The 15794-nt window shown below is 35.8% G+C and carries 13 protein-coding genes; 6 read left to right on the top strand and 7 right to left on the bottom strand.

Features of this window, described 5'->3' with window-relative positions; genetic code table 11:
* The first annotated feature begins 479 nt into the window (after positions 1-479).
* The 3 genes from Q1A60_RS00920 (at position 480) to Q1A60_RS00910 (ending at position 5189) form a co-directional block, all read left to right on the top strand.
* Entirely contained in the window at positions 480-1961 is a 1482-nt protein-coding gene (locus Q1A60_RS00920; RefSeq protein WP_299763024.1) for a hypothetical protein, read from the top strand.
* A gap of 184 nt (positions 1962-2145) precedes the next feature.
* Positions 2146-4638 (top strand): zinc-dependent metalloprotease, encoded by a 2493-nt coding sequence (locus Q1A60_RS00915; RefSeq protein ID WP_299763023.1) that lies wholly within the window; start codon positions 2146-2148, stop codon positions 4636-4638.
* 140 nt (positions 4639-4778) lie between these two features.
* Positions 4779-5189 carry a hypothetical protein gene (locus tag Q1A60_RS00910; protein WP_299763021.1) on the top strand — a complete coding sequence of 137 codons (411 nt, stop codon included), beginning with the start codon at positions 4779-4781 and terminating at the stop codon, positions 5187-5189.
* A 65-nt stretch (positions 5190-5254) separates the two neighbouring features.
* Here Q1A60_RS00910 and hemL read toward each other — a convergent pair whose 3' ends face one another.
* The 4 genes from hemL to Q1A60_RS00890 are packed head-to-tail and all read right to left on the bottom strand — an operon-like array spanning position 5255 to position 8633.
* Complete coding sequence (gene hemL, locus Q1A60_RS00905) at positions 5255-6541, bottom strand: glutamate-1-semialdehyde 2,1-aminomutase (RefSeq protein ID WP_299763019.1); 1287 nt, start codon at positions 6539-6541, stop codon at positions 5255-5257.
* Between the two features lie 3 nt (positions 6542-6544).
* Positions 6545-7360 (bottom strand): glucosaminidase domain-containing protein, encoded by an 816-nt coding sequence (locus Q1A60_RS00900; protein ID WP_299763017.1) that lies wholly within the window; start codon positions 7358-7360, stop codon positions 6545-6547.
* 2 nt (positions 7361-7362) lie between these two features.
* Positions 7363-8277 (bottom strand): pyridoxal-phosphate dependent enzyme, encoded by a 915-nt coding sequence (locus Q1A60_RS00895; protein ID WP_299763776.1) that lies wholly within the window; start codon positions 8275-8277, stop codon positions 7363-7365.
* Between the two features lie 29 nt (positions 8278-8306).
* Entirely contained in the window at positions 8307-8633 is a 327-nt protein-coding gene (locus tag Q1A60_RS00890) for a hypothetical protein (RefSeq protein ID WP_299763774.1), read from the bottom strand.
* A gap of 129 nt (positions 8634-8762) precedes the next feature.
* Here Q1A60_RS00890 and Q1A60_RS00885 point away from each other — a divergent pair, with 129 nt between their 5' ends.
* The 3 genes from Q1A60_RS00885 to Q1A60_RS00875 all read left to right on the top strand — a co-directional run bounded on the left by Q1A60_RS00885 (position 8763) and on the right by Q1A60_RS00875 (position 11663).
* The gene (locus Q1A60_RS00885; protein WP_299763015.1) at positions 8763-8945 is read left to right on the top strand and encodes a DUF5522 domain-containing protein; all 183 of its coding nucleotides are present in this window, start codon (positions 8763-8765) and stop codon (positions 8943-8945) included.
* A 117-nt stretch (positions 8946-9062) separates the two neighbouring features.
* Entirely contained in the window at positions 9063-11045 is a 1983-nt protein-coding gene (locus Q1A60_RS00880; RefSeq protein WP_299763013.1) for a urocanate hydratase, read from the top strand.
* Between the two features lie 18 nt (positions 11046-11063).
* Entirely contained in the window at positions 11064-11663 is a 600-nt protein-coding gene (locus Q1A60_RS00875) for a DUF4136 domain-containing protein (protein ID WP_299763011.1), read from the top strand.
* A gap of 154 nt (positions 11664-11817) precedes the next feature.
* On the opposite strand, the gene Q1A60_RS00870 is transcribed toward Q1A60_RS00875, so the two are convergent.
* The 3 genes from Q1A60_RS00870 to Q1A60_RS00860 form a co-directional block, all read right to left on the bottom strand.
* A complete protein-coding gene (locus Q1A60_RS00870) occupies positions 11818-12723 on the bottom strand; it encodes a hypothetical protein (protein WP_299763009.1) in 906 nt (301 codons plus the stop codon).
* 288 nt (positions 12724-13011) lie between these two features.
* Complete coding sequence (locus Q1A60_RS00865; RefSeq protein WP_299763007.1) at positions 13012-13332, bottom strand: hypothetical protein; 321 nt, start codon at positions 13330-13332, stop codon at positions 13012-13014.
* A 378-nt stretch (positions 13333-13710) separates the two neighbouring features.
* Entirely contained in the window at positions 13711-15762 is a 2052-nt protein-coding gene (locus tag Q1A60_RS00860; RefSeq protein WP_299763005.1) for an alpha-ketoacid dehydrogenase subunit alpha/beta, read from the bottom strand.
* Positions 15763-15794 lie beyond the last annotated feature (32 nt).

Raw genomic sequence — 15794 nt, 5'->3', positions numbered from 1 at the left:
TATGGTGATTAATTAAAATTGACCTTGTAATTAGTAGAAAAAAGTCATCAATATGTATAATTGATTTGCTATTAACGTACCAAGACTGACGATAAGTAGTAAGTCTGATCTGTTATTCTTAATCATAAAAAACAAGCTGACAAATATGAAAATTACCTGAGCTATTAGAAATGGAACTGTAAATACTAATGCGCTTGTAACTATAAGAGTGTGATAAATCTGGTTTTCTAATATGTAATAGATACCTATAAAATAAGCAACAATACTAAAGTTTATAAAGATTAATCTTCTGCGATGTATATCAACAGTATTGATTTCAATTTCCATATCTGATTCGTTAAAATGACAAGGCAAATATGCAACAGCCACACAAGTCACAAAATCAAAAATTCATCATATACTTACGATATAATTATTGATATAATATCATTTAATACTATATTTACTTGTTTTACACACAATATTTCTTACGATATAATATGCTACTATTTGAATTGATACATTCACTTTCCACAGAAGATTATGAAAAATTCAAATCTTATGTGCGTCGTAAAAACAAGCGATCAGACACCAAAAACTTAGCATTACTAAAACTATTAAGGCAATCAGAACTTCCCACAAATATTGATCATGTCCTTTATGGAAAACCTTCTAAAAACGCATATCATGCTTTATGCAAAAGACTTCATGATACTATAATAGATTTTATAGCCAGTAGGAGTTTAGAAACTGAAACTACTGAAGAATTTGAGGTTCTAAAACTCATTCTTACTTCTCGTATTCTCTATGAACAAGGCATTAATAAGGCCGCTCAAAAAACACTTCAAAAAGCAACCATACTAGCAAAAGCACATGATTTATACAGTATGCTCAATGAGATATACCATACACAAATACAGTATGCACATCTTCACTCAGAAATAGAACTCTCGTCACTCATTAAGGATTTTCAAATCAATCAAAAACTTCATCAGCACCAAGAAAATCTCAATCTAGCCTATGCATATATTAAAGACCGTATCTCTCAAACCAACAGTACCGTTACAGAAAATGTAACCCAACTTCTTACAGATGCATTCCAAAAATTCAATATTGTTATTAATGCATCCCTTACATTTAAATCGTTATATCAGTTATTAGAAATTATAAATACCGTAGCTCGATTAGAAAATAATTACGTTGATGCTTTACCTTTTTTCGAAAAAGTCTATCACGAGATCACCTCTAAAAAAGCATTATCTAATAAGCACTTATATTACCATATTCACTTAGTATACTTCATGGCAAATGCGTATTTCAGAAATAGGCAATTTGAACGCGCTACCAAATATCTCGACTTGATGAAAGAGCGCATGCTTGCCGAACGGGGTAAATATGAATTACGCTTTCGCGAAAGCGAACTCCTCCTGCGTACACTTATTCTTAACTATACTGGAAATAGCCTTGTCGCGATTGACTTACTTACATCTCATTTTGAGATCGCAAAACGAAAAAATAAAACTCAAAACCCTGACCTTATTCTTGTACTATGCATTTGTTTGATACAACAGGAACAATACAAACAAACACTTAGTGCCCTTAACACCTTAAAACATAGTTCGGCTTGGTATATAACTAAAATGGGAGAAGACTGGATGATTAAGCATGATTTAATACAACTCATTACACATATAGAATTAGAAAATATAGATCTTGTTGCATCTCTATTAAAGCGTTTCAAACGCAAATACAAACACGTAATCAAACATGAAAGCAGATTGCGTGATTTCTTAAAAACATTAGAAACCATTTACACATATCCAGAAGAAATAAAAGGTATACGCTTTCGCGAAAGCGTAAAAAGATTGTTTACCTCAGAAAACAAAGCCAAAGAGGATATCTTTATGGTAAGTTACTTCGCATGGGTTTATTCAAAAACAATAAACAAACCATTATATCAAACGACACTGGAACTACTCTAAATCAAGAAACAATTAATTGTCAATTTGACATTTTTAATCAGGAAACTCTACTCCAAAATACACAAAACATAGCATTTTTGTCATTTTTATAAATTACCCTTAAAAAACTTGGCAGGTTTAACAATACCTTCACAAAATCCCTTTCTAACTATACTTACCTTTTGCCCTTCATAAAAAACTCGTTATGCGTATAAAGTTACATTTTCTGATACTTGCTTTTCTTGCAGTATCTCTCACAGGTTGTGCAGTATTTCAGCCTAAAAAATCAAAAGCTACGGCTACCACAAAACCCAAGTCTAAACCTAAGAAAGGGGAAATAAAGCCTTATAAAAAAGTCATTACTAAAGACGCTAAGACTGATGAAGGTCTCTTTACCGTTCATAAAATAGACAACTCCTATTTTTATGAAATTCCAGATTCTCTCTTTGGAAGAGAAATGCTTATGGTAACTCGTATTGCAAAAACGGCTACTGGATTAGGTTTCGGTGGCGGTAAACAAAACACCTCTGTATTACGTTGGGAAGTAAAAGACAAAAAAGTATTACTTCGCGTCGTATCACATCAAATTTACGCGGCAGATTCATTACCAATTTCTGAAGCTGTAAAGAATAGTAATTTTGAACCTATTTTGTATGCTTTTGATATAAAAGCGTATCACAAAGACACTGTAAGTGATACTAGAAATACAGTAATAGATGCTTCAGAGCTTTTTACAAAAGATGTAAAGCCTTTAGGGTTACCACAATCTAGAAGAAGAGGTTATAAAGTAACACGCCTTGATGACAAACGTTCTTATATAGATACGATACGTAGTTACCCAAGAAACATTGAGGTAAGACACATAAAAACATATAACGCATCAGAACCACCAAGTAATAGTGCTACTGGATCACTTTCGGTGATGATGAGTAACTCTATGATTTTACTTCCTGAAACACCTATGAAACGTCGTTATTTTGATCAGCGTGTAGGATGGTTTGCAAGAGGTCAAACAGATTATGGACAAGATGCTCAGAAAAGTAAAACCATCACGTATTTAGATAGATGGAGATTAGAAGTAAAAGACGAAGATCTTGCAAAATATAATCGCGGCGAACTTGTAGAGCCTAAAAAGCAAATTGTATACTATATAGATAGAGCTACTCCTAAAAAATGGGTTCCATATATCAAACAAGGAATTGAAGATTGGCAAGTTGCTTTTGAAGCTGCTGGATTTAAAAATGCTATCATCGCAAAAGACCCTCCTACACCAGAAGAAGATCCTGATTGGAGTCCTGAAGATGTACGTTATAGTGTTGTACGTTACTTAGCGTCTCCTATTCCAAATGCAAACGGACCTCACGTAAGTGATCCTAGGTCTGGAGAAATTTTAGAAAGTGATATCAATTGGTATCATAATGTTATGACCTTATTACGTAATTGGTTCTTTGTACAAACAGCAGCTATTAATCCAGATGCCCAAGGTGTTGAGTTTAAAGACGAAGTAATGGGGCGTTTAATTCGTTTTGTATCTTCTCATGAGGTTGGACATACATTAGGTTTACCGCATAACATGGGAAGTAGTGTTGCATATCCTGTAGATAAATTACGTGATCCTGAGTTTACAAAAAAATTCGGAACAGCACCTTCTATTATGGATTATGCGCGTTTTAATTATGTAGCACAACCTGGAGATGGAGATGTAGCGTTGATGCCTAATATTGGTATTTATGATAAATATGCTATTAAGTGGGGGTACAAACCTATTTTAGACAAATCTGCAGAAGATGAAAAGAAAACATTAGATGGTTGGATTTTAGAACATGCAGGTGATCCAATGTACCGTTTCGGAAGGCAACAATTTGGTGTGATTGACCCAAGTTCACAAACAGAAGATTTAGGAGATGATGCTGTAAAAGCAAGTACTTATGGTATTGCTAACTTAAAGCGTATTGTGCCTAATCTTATTAAATGGACTGCAGAAGATGGTAAAAACTATGATGATTTAGAAACCATGTATACTCAGGTGTTATCTCAGTATAACAGATACATGGGACATGTCACTGGAAATATTGGTGGTGTATATGAGTATTATAAAACATATGACCAAGATGGTGCTGTTTACACACATGTTCCTAAAGTAAAACAACAAGAGGCTTTATCTTTTCTTCAAGAGCAATTATTTGAGACTCCACAATGGCTTATTGATGAAAGTATTTTTGATAAAGTAGAGTCTGCAGGAAGTGTTGAGCGCATACGTCGTTTCCAAACACGTACACTTAACAGTTTACTTGATTTTGGTAGAGTTGCGCGTATGCTAGAAAATGAAGCTCTGAATGGCGAAGAAGCATATTCAACTATCGATATGATGGCAGATTTACGTAATGGATTATTTAGCGAACTTAAAAATAGCAGAAAGATTGATATCTATCGTCGTAATTTACAAAGAGCATATGTAGAGCGTTTAGAAACGTTAATGACTAAAGAGCAAACACGCCTTTCTGGTCGTTTTGCACGTTTCTCTTCTCGTACTAACATAGACGCTAGTCAAAGTGATATACGTGCGATTGTACGTTCAGAACTTAAAGACCTAAAACGCACTTTACAAAGTAATACAGGACGCATGAGAGATAAAATAAGTAGAATACACCTTATTGATTTAATAGAACGTATTGACTTAATTTTAGACCCTAAATAATACCATATACATTTTTTGTATTATATGAAGCCCTCCATTCTGGAGGGCTTTTTTCTTAAGGATACGTTAATTATACGCACCCGTTTAAACCTTATGAAGAACATAAGGTCATACTAGCATAACAAAACATATTTAAAAAAATGAAACATATTTTAACAATGGTTGTTCTCTGTATGACAATAACAGTTAGTGCTCAAAGAGGTCGTGATGGAGGTAGAATGCAATTAAGTGCAGAACAGCAAGCCACTATACAAACAAAAAAGATGACACTTGCCTTAGATTTAAATGATCAACAAGCAAGTAAAATTTATACTATCCAGTTAGAGCAAGCAAAGAAAAGGAAGGCTTTTATGGCAGAACGAAAAAAAGAAGGTCGTCCTGAATTAACTAAAGAACAACGCTTTGAATTAGAAACTAAAAAGCTCGACAATAGGATTGCTATTCAAAAAGAAATGAAAGCAGTCTTAACCGCAGATCAGTTTGAACAATGGCGTAAAATGGCACACAAAAAGAAGCAAAAAAGAAAAAAGAAACACCACAGAAGAAGGTAGCGCAGATGTTGTATGAAGAAAGGAGAGATTTTATAAAATCTCTCCTTTTGTTTTTATATCCTATTTTACAAAGTACTCGCTACTTTATGTACAGCATGTATTGTTGTATCTAAATCTTTATATGTCAACGCATCGGTAATAAACCAAGTCTCATAAGCACTAGGTGCTATATATATCCCTTCGGCTAATAAACCGTGAAAGAATTTCTTAAAGGTTTCATTATCCCCTAATGCAGCTGTTTTAAAATCAACCACTTCATCTTCAGCAAAATGAACAGAAATCATAGAACCCACACGATTAATAGTGTGAACTACTCCATGAGACGTTAGTGCTTCAGCAATACCTTTATGAAGATATGCCGTTTTTTCCTCTAAACGCGCAAAGAGTTTTTCATCGTTATTGATCTCTGTAAGCATTGCTAGACCTGCTGCCATTGCTAAAGGATTCCCGCTTAATGTTCCAGCTTGATACACTGGTCCTAGAGGCGCCAAATGATTCATAATTTCATTACGAGCAGCAAACGCGCCAACTGGCAATCCACCTCCTATTACTTTTCCAAAAGTGACAATATCTGCTCTTACGTTCTTAAGTTCTTGAACACCTCCTTTAGCCAATCGAAAACCAGTCATCACTTCATCAAAAATGAGCAATGCATTATTCTGATCACACAATGTTCTCAACCCTTCTAAAAATCCATTTTTAGGAGGTATGCATCCCATATTTCCTGCTACAGGCTCTACAATGATTGCTGCAATCTCATTGGGATTTGCTTTAAAAAGTGCTTCTATTTGATCTAAATTATTATAGTCAGCAAGTAAAGTATCTTTAGCTGTACCTTTAGTAACTCCAGGACTATTAGGGGTTCCAAAAGTAACCGCTCCACTACCCGCTTGGATCAGAAAAGAATCTGAATGCCCATGATAACATCCTGAAAATTTTATAATCTTTTCTCTGTCTGTAAATCCTCTTGCAAGACGTATAGCACTCATGCAGGCTTCTGTACCGCTATTTACAAAACGTATTTTATCAATATCAGGCACCATTTCTATAGCTAGTTTTGCTATATCTGTTTCAATTTCTGTAGGCATTCCAAAAGAAGTTCCTTTTTGAGCTTTATTTACTACAGCATCTACTACAGGTTGATAGGCATGCCCTAAGATCATAGGACCCCAAGAATTGATATAATCTATAAGTGTCCTTCCATCTTCATCATAGAGATATGCTCCTTTAGCTTCTTTTACAAAAATAGGATCTCCTCCTACTGATTTAAATGCTCTTACTGGACTATTCACGCCACCAGGAATCACAGTTTGCGCTTCTACAAATAATGCGCTACTTCTTTTATATATCATAAATTAATATCCTCTATCAAATGGTTCTACATACAGCACTTGCCCTACAAAAATCTCATTACTTTCAAGTCCATTATATTTTTTAAGATCTTCTACAGTAATTTTATACTTTTTAGCAATGCGATATAATGTTTCGCCTTTTTCTACCGTATGTTGGTTTTTTCTATCTGTTACTTTTTTAAAATCTTTTTCTTTTTTACCAAGGACTTCTCCATCATAACGATATAGTTTATAACGTTCTATAAGGGATATCAGTTTATCTGGATATTTCTTATCTGTAGCATACCCTGCAGCGCGTAATCCTTTTGCCCATCCTTTATAATCATCTTTAGGCAATTTAAAAAGACTAGAATATCTCCCTCTATTTGTCAAGAATAAAGAATGATCTCTAAATGAATATTTTGCTAGGCTATATTTCCTAAAACATTCTCCTTTTTCATCATCATCATGATATACTCTTGCGCCTTTCCAATCATGACATTTGATTCCAAAGTGATTATTAGCTTTTCGCACCAATTCGCCATCTCCTGCACCCGATTCTAATATTCCTTGTGCTAATGTGATACTTGCTGGTATTCCATATTGGCGCATTTCTTCTTGCGCAATATCAACATAGGTTTCTATATATCCATCTACTCCTGTTTTAGGAACAGGATTAACAACCTTCTCTTCTTCTTTAGGCGTATCATCATTGGGACGAGTATCTACTCGTTCTTCTCGTTCTTTTTTAGGAGTTACTTTACGAGTTGTTCTTTTTGAAGAACCACAACTTCCAAGTACTAATCCTATCACAAACAAAAGTACAATTCGTCTTATCATTTTTATATATCTATCGTTTGAAGTCCTTTTTTAAGGAGCTTTTTATTTACACCATCAATGCCCTGAAGGCCTCCTGTATGAATTGCTAAAATACGAGAATTTTGCGGGAAAAATCCTTTTGATATGAGGTCAAAAATCCCATACATCATTTTCCCAGTATATATTGGATCAAGCACTATTTGATGTGATTTTTTAAACCCATTCATAAACTTCACAAGGGTTTCTGGTACTTTAGCATACCCATTAAAATGATACTCCTTTGCTAACGTCCAGTTGGATTTTGTTACAAGTTTCTGTATTTCATCCGTTAGAAAATCACCTTTCAATGCCGGAAACCCAAGTACTCTTTGAGAAGCAGCAGATGCATTTATAATACCCGATATCGTTCCTCCTGTTCCTACTGCACAACACACATAGTCAAACGAAAGATCTGATGGCGTTAGTATTTCTTCACACCCTTTTATAGCAAGATTATTGGTTCCGCCTTCTGGTAAGATATACGCTTCAGGAAACTCTTTTTTAAGTGTCGCTAGAAATTGTTCTTCTTCTTTTTGCTTATATAATGCTCTTGATATGAATTTAAATTTCATTCCATCAACAGCAGCTTGTTTTAAGGTTTTATTTTCTAAAAGGTTTTTATCTAATTCTTTTTCTAGCTCATCACCACGTATAATGCCTATAGTACTAAAGTTATACGCTTTTCCTGCTGCTGCAGTAGCGGCGATATGATTAGAATATGCACCACCAAACGTGAGTAGGGTTTTATAATTATTTGCTTTCGCGAAAGCGATATTATATTTAAGCTTCCTATACTTATTACCTGAAATATGTGGATGAATAAGATCTTCTCGCTTAAGGTACAAACGTATATTATGAGGTAATGATATGGCTTGATTTTGAGATGTTATAATCACAATCTAAAAGTAAAGATAGTTTCTTAATCTATTCAAAGATATTTTATAAAAGACCAACGAGATCTACGCTCTAAGTAATCAAGATTACCCTCATTTTGGTATGCTTCCCTTTCAAAGGAGATATTACTATATGCTTTATAACTATTTTTATATTGTACTAATCGTATACTATATTCTAGTACATACCAAATAAAAAAAGGAAGTACAAGCATTTCTAATTGCTGACGCAAATGAATACGCTCATGGTTAATAAAGACTACATCATCTTTTAACTCCACACGCTTCATAATAATAAAAGGCCATAGTGTAAGCCCCACAAAACGTTTTCTCAACAAGTATTTATTTACAATCAAAAACACAGCCCAAAAGTACGCTATAATCTTAGTAATCAAAACCAAACCTCAGAGTAATTATCTACCAATCTATTAACAACCATATATAGCAATCATCATACAGTCTTAGTATATTTGTAATCATTAAAAAATACAATGTCATTTACAAGAAAACACATTCCTATTGAAGAAGGAGATTATTACCTTACTCCAGAAGGCTATAAATGTTTTACAGAGCAGTACCACCTAAAACGAGGGTATTGCTGTGAAAGCGGTTGTAGACATTGTCCTTATGGATTTGATAAAAAAACCAATAGCCAACCCTCTAAAAATGGATAATACGATTGTATCATATCGCACCTGTATTTCTACGATCCATCATAGAGCTAATATGAGGTATCCTTGATTTTTAAAACATACACCGATTAAAATCAGTATCATTTTAAAAACCAACACATGACTTTTCAAGAACACATACTTCAAGGAATTCCTAACGAACTCCCCGCTAAAAAAACATACGATCCTTCTATAAATCATGCGCCTAAGCGTAAAGAAATCCTTTCTCCAGCAGAGAAAGAATTAGCATTGCGTAATGCATTACGCTACTTTGATCCCAAACATCATGCAACACTACTTCCAGAATTTAAAGAAGAGTTAGACACGTATGGACGTATTTATATGTATCGTTTTAGACCTGAGTATAAAATATATGCACGTCCTATAGAAGAATATCCTGCGCAATCTAAGCAAGCTGCTGCTATCATGCTAATGATCCAGAACAATCTTGATTATGCCGTAGCGCAACACCCCCATGAGCTTATCACGTATGGTGGTAATGGAGGTGTATTTTCAAATTGGGCACAATACCTGCTTACCATGCAGTATTTAGCTCAGATGAATGACCATCAGACGCTAGTGATGTATTCTGGGCATCCTATGGGATTATTCCCTTCTCACAAAGATGCTCCAAGAGTCGTCGTCACAAACGGGATGATGATTCCTAATTACTCGCAACCTGATGATTGGGAAAAGTTTAATGCGCTAGGAGTTACGCAATACGGGCAAATGACTGCAGGAAGTTATATGTATATCGGTCCGCAAGGAATTGTACATGGAACAACCATTACTGTACTTAACGCATTTCGAAAAATAAAAAAATCACCTAAAGGAGGGCTTTTTGTTACTTCAGGCTTAGGAGGTATGAGTGGCGCGCAACCCAAAGCGGGAAACATTTCTGGATGTATTACTGTGTGTGCTGAAGTAAATCCCAAAGCGGTTCATACAAGACATTCTCAAGGATGGGTAGATGAAGTAATCACAGATACTACAGCACTTGTAGCTAAAGTTCAGAAAGCAAAAGCAGCTAAAGAAACAGTTTCTATCGCCTATCAAGGAAATATAGTAGAGGTATGGGAAGCCTTTGACGAACATCATCTGCATATCGATATAGGAAGTGATCAAACGTCACTTCATAATCCGTGGGCAGGCGGATATTATCCGTTAGGAATGAGCTTTGAAGAAGCAAATACCTGTATGGCAGAAGATCCGGCACGCTTTCGCGAAAGCGTACAAAGCACCCTTATCCGTCATGCAGCAGCGATTAATAAACATACGGAGAAAGGTACTTATTTCTTTGACTACGGGAATGCATTCCTTTTAGAAAGCTCTAGAGCAGGCGCAGATATTCTAGCTGAAAATGGCATTGATTTTAAATATCCAAGCTACGTACAAGATATTATGGGACCTATGTGCTTTGACTATGGTTTCGGTCCCTTTAGATGGGTTTGTGCTTCTGGTAAGCCTGAAGATCTAGCGAAAACTGATCAAATAGCATGTGATGTATTAGAACAACTCGCAAAAGAAGCCCCTGAAGAAATTCAGCAGCAAATGCAAGATAATATCCAGTGGATTAAAGGCGCTCAAGAAAATAAACTTGTAGTAGGATCTCAAGCTAGAATCCTGTATGCAGATGCAGAAGGGCGTATGAAAATTGCGCAAGCCTTTAATGATACTATTGCTCAAGGCAACATAGGATATGTAATTCTAGGACGTGATCATCATGATGTATCTGGTACAGATTCACCTTATAGAGAAACAAGCAATATTTATGATGGTAGTCGCTTTACAGCAGATATGGCAATACACAATGTAATTGGCGATAGTTTTAGAGGAGCTACTTGGGTGAGCATCCACAATGGCGGAGGTGTAGGATGGGGTGAAGTAATCAATGGCGGGTTTGGTATGGTTCTTGATGGTAGTAATGAAGCTGAAAGACGTTTGCAATCCATGCTTTTCTGGGATGTAAATAATGGTATTGCACGTCGAAGTTGGGCTCGTAATGAAGGTGCTGTTTTTGCTATCAAAAGAGCCATGGAATCACAACCCGACTTGAAAGTAACATTACCAAATATTGTAGAAGATCGTTTATTTGAACAATAACACTTAAAAAAGGAATCTATGAAAGCATTACGATTACTCCCACTATTAGCCATCATGCTCATTGTATCTTCATGCAGCACTGTACGTGTCGCATCAGATTATGATCAAACTGTCAATTTTAACGAATATAAAACCTATGCCTTTTATAAACCAGGTATAGATAAAGCAGAGATTTCTGATCTTGACAAAAAACGTGTACTTAGAGCTATTGAAAAAGAAATGGAAGCAAAAGGATTTACAAAATCAGAAAATCCCGCAGTACTAGTTAGCATTTTTGCAAAAGCAAATAAACGCGTAAATGTATACCAAAACAACTTTGGCTTCAGAGGAGGCTGGGGCTGGGGAGGTTTCGGATGGGGCGGATTTGGACCATGGTGGGGCGGTAACGCCTTTTATGGGAACAACATTTCTGAACGTACAGAAGGTATCTTATACATAGACCTGTTGGATGTAGATAAAAAACAATTGGTATGGCAAGGTAAAGGAACTGCATCCTTAGTCTCTGGAAATGTAGACAAACGTGAGGCTCGTATTCAAGAAATTGTAAAAGAGATCATGGAAGTATATCCACCTGCACTTGCAAGTAACAATAAGGATTTAACACGCGAAAAAATATAGTCTTCTCTTTTAAACGATAAGACCTGTAAATGATACAACTTTTATGTTGTATCCCGAAAAACACCGAACTCCTTTCTTCGGTGTTTTTTTGTTTATATAATATTCTATAATGAGTTAAATCAGATCACTTACATCACAATATCTTGATTTTAAATTATCTTTTTATCGCTGACTTTGGCTTTTTGCTTCTTAAAGGTCTTGGCGTTAAATAACTAGGGCCGTTAGGTAATCGTAAGCCTACATGCTTTGAAATAACTTGTCCGTTTGCATCTTTTGTGTCTGCTCTATTAGCAACTATTTGCCATGAAAAAGCAGCATTGCTTGTCCCATTTTTAAGTTCTTTCACTGTAAAACCATCAATAGATTTATTGGTCACATAAACTCCATTACAATCTCCTTCAAGTGTTACATATACTTTTAAAGGATGATCAGCATCTATATGTAGTGATTTTTTCAAGACAGCATCTAGTTTTATTTGTGCTTCTCCATTCACAAGTTGCCCTACTCCATAATCTTGAAATACAATTTCTGGAGCTTCTGGAGCAAACATAACTCTAGGCATATTTTGCTCATCCTTGATAATAGTAGAAACTGAACCTGTTCCTATAATTTTGTAATCAGTTCCTCCATTTCCGCTATTATTAGTACTATAGCGCATACCTACATATGCAAAAGTTTGATTCCCAGTTTGACGACCTCCACTAAAATATCCTCCATAGTAACTATCGGCTGCCGCAGTAGAACCATCTGGACTTACATTATCAAAACCTGCTATTTTAGCAAAAGCTCTATTAGCATTATTTCCATTAGACGTTATAGGATCAAAATCTGCATCTAAATCAAACTCAGCCGCTGCATTTCCTAAATTTGCATTATCTCTCGTTCCATTCCCTGCATACGCAAACAACCCTAAAGACCCTGAAGATGCAGACACTCCTGAACCTCCTGTAGGTATTGCATATGTTGTTGTTCCATTCCCTCCTAAGATCGCTGTTCCTGATGTATCTAAATTTATAGCAAATAATGCGTTAGATACACCACTACTCGTCGTTTGACCCACAAATGCATCACCTCCTCCAGAATTATTCCCAAATACTGCAATTCCTGAACTAGTATTTTCTCCAAAAACTCCAATCCCTGTACCTGACGAAAAACCATTAATAGCAGATTCATTTGTAGCAGCCTGAACTGTAAAAAGATTAGTAGCAGCTGGTGTTGTGTTATTTATAGATACACGACCATCGCTTAAAACTCGGATTCGTTCTGTAGCATCTGTAGCTATAATAAGATTTTGAGCATCTGAAGTCCCTATATAATTCTCTCCTACTGATGTACCTGGCGTAGTACCTTAATTACCTATTAATTCCCAATCTTCGTTAACAGCTGCATCAGATAAAGCAGTCCAAGAAGAGCCATCCCAATAATAATACCCTACTCCAGTAGTTGTATTTGTGTTATAAACTAGTAGACCAACAGTAGCTCCTCCTATAATAGGAGCTACTGTTGCTAGATCTACTATATCAACTCTTGGAAGAAGCACCCCTTTATCTGCCGATGTAATATCTAACATAGAACCTGCAGATGGAGTTGTTGTCCCTATGCCTACTTGGGCTATTATTGGGGCAAAAACAAACACTAAAAATAATGTAGAGACTAAAGCTTTCTTCATTGAGTATAATACAATCATTGATTTGGGAAATTATTGATTTATAACCCCAAAGTAGTTTTTATGTTATAGAATTCCAAATTAGAAAAAAACATAAAACCCTACAAGACAATAATATACGCCGCAAAAGACATACGGTTTTCACATAATTCACAATATATAAAATGTGAGAATTTTCCTCAAAATATTAGCAATAGTAAGACTTTACGTACAAAAACATGAGTTAACACAAAGAACTATAAATCAACAAAATATTTTTACGGCTTTTTTTGAAAAAAAAATAAATTTTAACAGAAAAGAGCCATTTCTATATATGGTTTTATATATAAAAATGGTTTTTTATGAATCTAAGAAACTAATTATCAATGAATAAACAAAAGTTTAATACTCTAATAAAGTTTCTAATTTAACTTTCACTTTTTCTGTACTAGGAATCATTGTTTGTTCCAAGGTGCTATTTAAAGGAATTGCCGGCATATTTTCAGATCCTATCAACATAACAGGAGCATCTAACTCTTGGAAGCATTCTTCCTGAATTCTTCCTTGGAGACCACGACTAAATCCATTATCTGATGGTTCTTCTGTTATCACAAGACACTTCCCACATTTTTTAACACTCTTGAATACCGTTTCATAATCAAGCGGATGTAATGTTCTAAGGTCTACTACTTCTATACGATCTTGCATTCCTAGTTCTGCACTAGCATTCATAGCCCAATGCACGCCCATACCATACGTAATAATAGAAATAGTTTCTACATCTTCTTGCTTCCAGATTTCTTGCAAGACCCATGCTTTTCCAAAAGGAAGCACATAATCTTCAGAAGGTTCTATAGAAGTGGCTCCTTTTGTGCCTGGTACTTTAGACCAATACAACCCTTTATGCTCAAAAATCACCACAGGATTCGGATCGTAATACGCTGCTTTTAAAAGCCCTTTTAAGTCAGCGCCATTAGAAGGGTATGCTATTTTAAGTCCGCGTATATTAGTCACCACACTTTCTACAGAAGACGAGTGATACGGACCTCCAGATCCATACGCTCCAATAGGCACACGTAATATCATTGATACGGGCCACTTCCCATTACTCAAATAACAAGAACGAGACACTTCTGTAAATAATTGATTTAATCCTGGCCAGATGTAATCTGCAAATTGCACTTCTACAATAGGTTTTAAACCTACGGCACTCATACCTACCGTAGAGCCTACAATAAAAGCCTCTTGGATAGGTGTATTAAACACTCGGTTATCACCAAATTTCTGAGCAAGTGTTGCGGCTTCTCTAAAAACACCCCCTAATCGTCCTCCTACATCTTGGCCGTACATTAAACATTCTGGATGTTTACGCATTAACTCTTCGATAGCAAACAAGGCACAATCTACCATGACCACAGGCTCTCCATCTTTTGGAGAACGTTCCCCTACTTCTTCTGTAATGGGTGTTGGTGCAAAATCATGCGTAAATAAATCTTCTGGTTTTGGATCTTCTGCTACTTGTGCTTTAGAAAAAGCTTCTGCTGTTTCCGCTTTCGCGAAAGCGATAATAGCATCAATCTCTTTTTGAGTTACCCCATTATCTAAAAGGAGCTGAATCATTTTTGGATACGGATCACGACTACGTGCTTCTTCCAAATCATCGCGATACCATTCCATACGCACACCTGAAGTGTGGTGATTTAATAACGGTACTTTAGCGTGTACGAGAAAAGGTCTACGTTCTGTACGTATTTTATGAATAACCTCTTGTAATGTGTTATAACTTTCTTCAAAGTCAGTTCCATCTATGGTAACAGCCTCTAGTCCATTAAAACCGCGCGCATATTCATAGGCATCTTGTGCTCTGGTTTCTGCGGCATTTGCACTAATATCCCAACCATTATCTTGAATAAGGTATAAGATAGGAAGTTGTTTTAAAGCAGCCATTTGGAATGCCTCAGCAATTTCTCCTTCGGTAACAGATGCATCTCCTAATGAGCATACTACAAATGGCGCTTCTCCTTCAGAGTGATTAGAAAGATTTTCGGCCTCCGAGTACCAAAATCCCATAGCCACTCCTGTAGCTGGGATAGCCTGCATGCCTGTTGCACTACTTTGATGTGGTATTTTGGGTTTATCATCGTCTTTTAGACTAGGATGCGAATAATAGGTACGTCCTCCTGAAAAAGGATCGTCTTTTTTAGCAAGTACTTGCAACATCAAATCATGTGGCGTCATTCCTACTGCAAGCAACATAGCATCATCCCGGTAATACGGAAACGCATAATCTTGTGGTAGTAATTGCATTCCTATCGCAGTTTGAATTACTTCATGACCACGGCTTGTTGCATGCACATACTTTGAAACTACTTTAAAATTTTCTTCATACAACTCGGTCATTGCCTTTGCTGTACACAGGTTTTCAAATCCTTTTTTAAGTATCTCTTTATTCATCTTTAGTGCCTGTGAAGACAGGCAACTATTTT

The organism is uncultured Dokdonia sp., assembly GCF_947492535.1.
In the GTDB taxonomy this organism is placed as follows: domain Bacteria; phylum Bacteroidota; class Bacteroidia; order Flavobacteriales; family Flavobacteriaceae; genus Dokdonia.
The sequence above is the reverse complement of the archived record's forward strand: the minus strand, read 5'-3'. Positions and strand labels throughout refer to the sequence as shown.

Coding starts and splice junctions, on each gene's coding strand:
- Q1A60_RS00860 (WP_299763005.1), bottom strand. CDS start 15,762: ATGAATAAAGAGATACTTAAAAAAGGATTTGAAAACCTGTGTACAGCA.
- Q1A60_RS00865 (WP_299763007.1), bottom strand. CDS start 13,332: ATGAAGAAAGCTTTAGTCTCTACATTATTTTTAGTGTTTGTTTTTGCC.
- Q1A60_RS00875 (WP_299763011.1), top strand. CDS start 11,064: ATGAAAGCATTACGATTACTCCCACTATTAGCCATCATGCTCATTGTA.
- hemL (WP_299763019.1), bottom strand. CDS start 6,541: ATGATATATAAAAGAAGTAGCGCATTATTTGTAGAAGCGCAAACTGTG.
- Q1A60_RS00910 (WP_299763021.1), top strand. CDS start 4,779: ATGAAACATATTTTAACAATGGTTGTTCTCTGTATGACAATAACAGTT.
- Q1A60_RS00900 (WP_299763017.1), bottom strand. CDS start 7,360: ATGATAAGACGAATTGTACTTTTGTTTGTGATAGGATTAGTACTTGGA.
- Q1A60_RS00920 (WP_299763024.1), top strand. CDS start 480: ATGCTACTATTTGAATTGATACATTCACTTTCCACAGAAGATTATGAA.
- Q1A60_RS00915 (WP_299763023.1), top strand. CDS start 2,146: ATGCGTATAAAGTTACATTTTCTGATACTTGCTTTTCTTGCAGTATCT.
- Q1A60_RS00880 (WP_299763013.1), top strand. CDS start 9,063: ATGACTTTTCAAGAACACATACTTCAAGGAATTCCTAACGAACTCCCC.
- Q1A60_RS00885 (WP_299763015.1), top strand. CDS start 8,763: ATGTCATTTACAAGAAAACACATTCCTATTGAAGAAGGAGATTATTAC.